Raw genomic sequence first — 6,067 nt, 5'->3', positions numbered from 1 at the left:
ACCAGCCCGACCTGCAACGGCTCCACCGTCACCGGCATCGGCATCCAGAAGGCCGGCCAGATCTTCATGGGCGGCCTGAGCCGCAAGGTGACGAGTTGGAGCCACGCCCGCGCCCGCGTCGCGACCCTCCAGGCGGCCAAGCAGCTGTTCTCGGGCAGCACCGAGTGCAACGCGGTGAAGGCCGCGTGGAACGCCATCAACGTTCCCGCGCAGAGCGGCGAGCCGACCTGCTGATCCGTCCGACAGAGCACGTGGGACGTCACTGACGACCTCCCGGTACGCCCGGTGCGGGGGCCCGCACCGGGCGTGCTCATCGTTCACCGTCGTTGCGGTTGCCGCCGGTGGGCAGGGTGCCGTGGCCGTCGGTCAGCACATGGTGTTTAGAGCCCGGTCGACCGGGCTCGGCCCGGTTTCGGGCCGCCCTTGAGCGTGTGAACGTGCAAGCTGGCGATCACCGTGAGTGCGTCGCTCAGAAGCGGTTCTGGCTTTAATTCCGTGAAGCGGTCATTGGGCGTGAGGAGTCAGTCGGTGTGGGCCGGTGAGAACGCGTCGTAAAAGCCTCGCCTGTCTCGGTCACGGAATTCGAGGCTGAAGCTGTCCGCTGAAGACGGGCGTCTTGATCGAGTCTTCGTGCGGGAGGCCGATGCCGAGCTCTTCGGCGACCCGATAGAAGAGTCCGCGGAGCCCCAGGGACCGTAGTCGTTGCTATCTGGATCGGCCTCCAGTGCGCGTAGTGTGGCATCGAAGCGGTGGGGTTCGCTTCCGATGCGGTCTTCGGGGCGGAGGCTGAGCAAGGTGTTGATGCCGGTGACCAGGCGCCCGTCTTCGGCGTAGCGGAACTCGACCATGGGCTTTTCGTTGGCGTGCACCACCACGGCTGTCGCGCCGGCCGAGACCCTGCGCACCAGGTCGTCGTCTTGGACGCACAACCAACTGCCGTGCTCCCACGCCCATGCCCACGGCGCGTACTGTCCGGCGGACACCACGTGGGCGTCGTCGTAGCGGATGTCACCGAACTCATCGAGGAAGACGTCCTGGCTGCGCAGGGCCAAGGTGGCTGAGTCGGCACCCATCCGCTCCAAAAGCTGCCTCGCGGTGAGACCGTGTGCCAATGTCAAGCTCAGCAATGGCAGATCCCGCCCGTACAACCATGCAAGTCCTGCCATCTGTACCTCCGCGACCTCAAGCGATCTGTCTTCGAGCACGGTAAGGGGCCCGCCGACAAATCCGCGCGCTGCCTCGTCGCCGGTCGCCAAAGGGCCGGATCAGGTGAAGGGGCCATGCCGTTCCCGTTTTACAGTGGCTGTTGGGGACTCGTTTGCGCAGGAGGGGGAATCCGGCTCGGCCGGACCTCTGGCGTTTGAGCATCTTGATGCGGTTGACGTGGCCTTCGACCGGGCCGGAGTTCCAGCCGAGACGCGTGGTGTGGGCTTGCCGTCCAGCAACGCCAAGGAGAAGGAGTAGCGCACAGGCCCCGGTGCAGGGTCGCGATGATCGCCGTGGTTCCCGACCTGAACGTGCTGGGTTCCGCAGGCTGCGGTGGAGTACAGGGCCACGCGGGTGAAGATCCCAGCCGTCGACAGCGCGAGGTACTTCCTGACGGACGGGGCCGCCGAGTACCACCGCGCGCAGTTCCGGGGGGTGCTGGAGTTCCGGCTGACGGCGCTGGAGGCCGAGGTGCGGATGACCGCAGGGTCAGCCACTGAGGTATGCCCGGTCGCCCTGGTCGAGGACCGGCAGCGGTAAGCCCCGCCGGTCGAGTGCCAGGTGAGGGCTATCGGCCTCCATGCCTGTCCCAGATCGGGAAGTTGCCGGTCAGGGCCTGCAAGTGGTGGGCGAGGAGGTTCTGCGCGCGGACAGTTGGGCGCTTGGGCGAGGTCGGAGACGCCCAGCACATCCAATGTCGCGATTCTCACCCTGCCCAGCCGACCTCTTGCTTTGCCGTGCGCTGACAGGACGGTCCCTGCGGTGGCGTGCAGAGGCGCCACGGCAAGACCACACAAACGAAAGGAACAACAATGTCCGACATCTCGGGCGCAGGTGGAGCCGACTCCGCCAGGGAGGACCCGCCGAGCAGCGATCCTCAAGCCGCTCAGCAGGACCTCAGGCTGTTCCGCTCGATGCGGAACCATCGCAACTACCGGCTGCTCATGCCGAGTCAGGGCATCTCCAGCATCGGCGGTTGGATGCAGATGACCGCCCAGGACTGGTTGGTGCTAGAACTGACGCACGGCAGCGGCACCGCGGTCGGCATCACGGCCGGTCTGCAGCTACTGCCGGCGCTGCTGTTCGGCTTGTACGGCAGCGTCCTGGCCGACCGGTACCCCAAGCGGCGCATCCTCATGATCAGCCAGGCGGTGATGGGCACGCTCGCGCTCGTGCTCGGCCTGCTCACCGTCACCGGCTCCGTCACCGTGTGGAATGTGTACGCTCTGGCGTTCGGCCTCGGCCTGGCCGTGACAGTGGACAGCCCGGCACGGATGGCGTTCACCTTCGAGGTGGTGGGGCCGCGTGACGTGTCCAACGCCATCGGCCTGAACAACGCGCTGTTCAACACGACGATGATCCTCGGCCCGGCCGTCGCCGGCATACTGATCGCCGCCGTCGGCACCGGTCCGGTCTTCCTCATCAACGCCGCGTCGTTCGCCGCCATGGAACTCGGGCTCTACCTCATGCGTGAGGACGAGCTGTACGTCAAGGCTCCGATGCCGCGGGCAAAAGGCCAGCTTCGCGAGGGCCTGCGCTACGTCCGGAAGCGCCGCGACCTGGTCATGCTGATGACCATCATGCTGCTGGTCTCCGCGTTCGGCATGAATTTCGCGGTGACCGATGCCCTGATGAGCCGAGAGGTCTTCCATACCGGAGCCTCGTCATTCGGCCTCGTCACGGCGATGGCGGCAGTCGGCGGGCTGGTCGGCTCACTGCTCTCCGCCCGTCGGAGGCAGCCGAGCATGCGGGGCATGCTGGCCGCGGCGGCGGTCTTCGGGGTCCTGGTGACCGCGACCGGACTGATGCCGCACTACTGGGCATTCGCGGCCATACAGCTCCCGACGGGCATGGCGTTGATGACCTTCACCACGGCGGCCTACTCGCTCACGCAGCTGAGCGCTCCGGAGGAGTTGCGCGGCAGGGTGATGGGCCTGTACCTGCTGGTGATCACCGGGAGCTCCCTTGTCGGCTATCCCCTGATCGGCTGGCTGGCCGAGACCTTCGGGCCACGTTCGACGCTGGTCATCGCCGGCCTCGCTTCGCTGGCCTCAGTAGTGGGCACCGTCGCCTTCATGGCGCCGGTGGCCGCAAAGCTGCTCGCACGCGGAACAGCACCGCGGACCTGAACAACCTTCGCCGGCACACAGCGCCGGCTCAACCAACACTCAACGAGTGCTCCATCGCAGGGCCCGGCACCAGCCGGGCCCTGCTTGTATGGACAGCCCGCTCCCGGCCGCAGCCCGCGCACGCGGGACGCGACCTCACCGCGATCGGACTCTCTGGATCAGACTGCGGAGATCAGCCGAACGCGTACGCTCTGGTGTGGATACGACACCGACTGGGAGGGTGGGCCTCATGGAGGACTTGCGGGACGCCGAGCGTCGACTCCAAGCCGCGCAGCTGGCTGGAGATGTCGAGGCGCTTGATCGGCTGCTGGATGATCGGCTGATCTTCACCTTTGGTGCGAGCGTTCAGACCAAAGCGGACGATCTGGAGCTTCACCGCGCTCGGGCGCAGGTGTTGACGAAGGTGGTCGAGGAAGAGTTGACCGTACTCGTCGACGGGCGCACCGGGGTGACCTGGTTTCTCGGCACCGTCGAGGGAACCGTCTCCGGGACGCCGTTCGCGGCCAGGATGCGATACACCCGTACTTGGCTTTACGACGAGAGGTACGGCTGGCGAATCATCGCCGTGCACGCCAGCACGACCGATTGACAAAGCCGACAGGTTGTCCGACGACCGTGCCAGCCCTCCAGATGTCCGCCGACATTGAGCATGATCCAATGGCAGGCCACTTACGGACCTCTCCATGGGGGCTCCGGGCCACTGCTCAGTCCGCCACCCAGGATGCCTCACCCAGGTCACGACAGCAGCGCTGAGGACGATTCACTGTCACCAGACACAGGCGCCCAAAACGGTCCCGACCGGCAACACAACCTGAGACACCCGGCGGAATCCTCACCCAGGCGGCACCGCAACCTGAGAACTCCACCCAAACCTGGTCCCACACGTTGCCTATGCCCTGGGCTGGGACGAGCACCGCGGCAAGGTCAAATGAGACAGGACACGACCGGTAGGTGTTTGATCAGCAAGAAACCCTCCGGGCGTAGTGAAGTTTGCACTCTTCACCAACCCTCCGGAGGTCAGACCGAGCGGAGCGACTCGTGCCGAGACCCGCAGGACCGCAGGTGAGGCGCCACCCGCACCCGCGGATTCCGGATCCACCACCAGGGCGATGTGGCCGCAGGTTCAACACCATCGCCACCAGCGCGACTGCGGACTACCTGGCCTCGCATGCTTCGCAGGGCAGGAGCCCCTGCCTTCGCCGAGCAGGCGATGCTGGAAGCTTCCGTGACAGCCGGTACCCGAAGCTGCTCGGCGAGCGGGTGGACCTTGACGACGAATCGGCCCGCGAGAGGCCCGCAAAGGGAAACCCCTGGGGACGAACCCGGCATCCCCCGCCAGCCGGGCAGGCAATCGAGTGATTCACAACCGGCTGAGATCCCATTGATCACCGGCCGGTGGCCACGCCACCGGGCGGTGGGGCAGACGCTCCCGCTGCCGCTACGGCGCGCCGATCTCGACGCCCGGTTCCCGGGCCTGACCGACGTCGTCCTGTCGTCCCGTCCGCCGACGAGCGCACCGTGGCAGAACGCGCCGGCGCCCGACGCTGAACCGTCGCGCGCCGAGAGTGCCCTTCCGGGAAATTTCGGCCGAACCATTGATCTCGCGACGCGATATTGCTTTGCTCGGGTGACCGAAGGCGATCGCCTCCGGTCAACCGCCCGCCGCCCGAAATGGTGATCGAGTATGGCCGTATCGCGCCGCGCCACCCGTTACCTGCGCCTGACGGCGGCCGTGCTACTCGCGACCTCGGTCGTGTCGGCCTTCAGTACGTCACCCGCCTACGCGTCGGAGTACGTCCTGTCGTATGGCAGCCTGAATACGAACGGGCTACCGGTGGGTTCCACTTTGGGCGCGGCACGGCACACGGCTCGCGACTCCTACTTCTACTCCGCCCCGAGCGTCACGAGCCCGTACATCAAGTGCACCGCGGGCGGCCTGAGCGCGATAGTGGAGACCAATCCCCTCGCACCGGGCACCGCGACCGGCTCGATGCCGGTCCTCACGTCGAGCGTGTGCAACACGACATTCGTCGGTACGACGGGTGCTCCCACAGTCACTTGGCTGAATCTGCCGTACTACTGGTCGGTAAATTCCTCCGGGGAGTTCCTCGTGATGGGCGGCCCGGTCCCTCCGCTCACCTTGCAGACAGTTATCCAGACCGTTCTCGGGTCAATAACCTGCACTTACGTCGCGGACAACGACGTGATACGGGGAACCTTCTGGAACACACACGCTACCATTCCCCACAGCGCGGAGTTCGTGTTCCAGCCCTTGGTCAAAACATCGGGGCCCGTCTCGTGTCCGAGCAGGCTCTACTTCCACGCCGCCTACGGGCCCATGACGGTGACGAGCCTGCTCGGCGGCCCGCTCGTCCACGTCAACTGAGCATGGCAGCGCAAAATCCCCGAGGGCACCGAGGTCGCCTTCCAGATCTGCCTGGGCAAGGCGAAGAGCGTGAACCCCGTCAGCAGGAGACGGAACTCGACCGCGTCCCCCGCGGCGAGCTTCACCCCTCAGATCTAAGCGCGGTGCTGCGCCACCGCCCCACCTCGCGCTGGGACAGAGGGGCATGGCCGACCGGCGGTAAGACAGTACGACGGGCCCTCCGTCGACCTGTTCGCCCTGCCTCAGTTCGTTAGCCTCGATTTTTCGTGAGGTCGGTTGGGTCGCGGAGCGACCCAACCGGCTCTTGGTTTTCGGCGTCGGGTCAGCCGTTGGGCCCGACTGTCGC

At 66.3% G+C, this 6,067-nt stretch carries 6 protein-coding genes; 5 read left to right on the top strand and 1 reads right to left on the bottom strand.

All coding sequences use genetic code 11. From position 1 onward, the window contains the following. Positions 1-234, top strand: a 234-nt coding sequence (locus tag CHC11_RS39870; protein WP_143227494.1) for a M4 family metallopeptidase, incomplete at its 5' end; no start/stop codon positions are given. A gap of 287 nt (positions 235-521) precedes the next feature. On the opposite strand, the gene CHC11_RS39865 is transcribed toward CHC11_RS39870, so the two are convergent. Then, positions 522-1,166: a DUF6461 domain-containing protein gene (locus CHC11_RS39865; RefSeq protein ID WP_143227493.1), complete on the bottom strand. Its 645-nt coding sequence runs from the start codon at positions 1,164-1,166 to the stop codon at positions 522-524. A gap of 394 nt (positions 1,167-1,560) precedes the next feature. Between CHC11_RS39865 and CHC11_RS41905 the strand changes: the two genes are divergently transcribed. From CHC11_RS41905 to CHC11_RS39845, 4 genes are all read left to right on the top strand, one after another. Then, entirely contained in the window at positions 1,561-1,746 is a 186-nt protein-coding gene (locus CHC11_RS41905) for a hypothetical protein (RefSeq protein ID WP_179279245.1), read from the top strand. A 272-nt stretch (positions 1,747-2,018) separates the two neighbouring features. Further along, complete coding sequence (locus CHC11_RS39855; RefSeq protein WP_245920318.1) at positions 2,019-3,335, top strand: MFS transporter; 1,317 nt, start codon at positions 2,019-2,021, stop codon at positions 3,333-3,335. A gap of 229 nt (positions 3,336-3,564) precedes the next feature. Next, on the top strand, positions 3,565-3,924 hold the full coding sequence (locus CHC11_RS39850; RefSeq protein WP_089317098.1) for a nuclear transport factor 2 family protein: 360 nt from the start codon (positions 3,565-3,567) through the stop codon (positions 3,922-3,924). Between the two features lie 1,095 nt (positions 3,925-5,019). After that, a complete protein-coding gene (locus CHC11_RS39845; RefSeq protein WP_089317095.1) occupies positions 5,020-5,721 on the top strand; it encodes a hypothetical protein in 702 nt (233 codons plus the stop codon). Positions 5,722-6,067: the final 346 nt, after the last annotated feature.

The sequence above is a fragment of the Actinomadura mexicana genome, assembly GCF_900188105.1.
Lineage (GTDB): Bacteria > Actinomycetota > Actinomycetes > Streptosporangiales > Streptosporangiaceae > Spirillospora > Spirillospora mexicana.
This window is presented reverse-complemented; position numbering and strand designations above follow the sequence as displayed.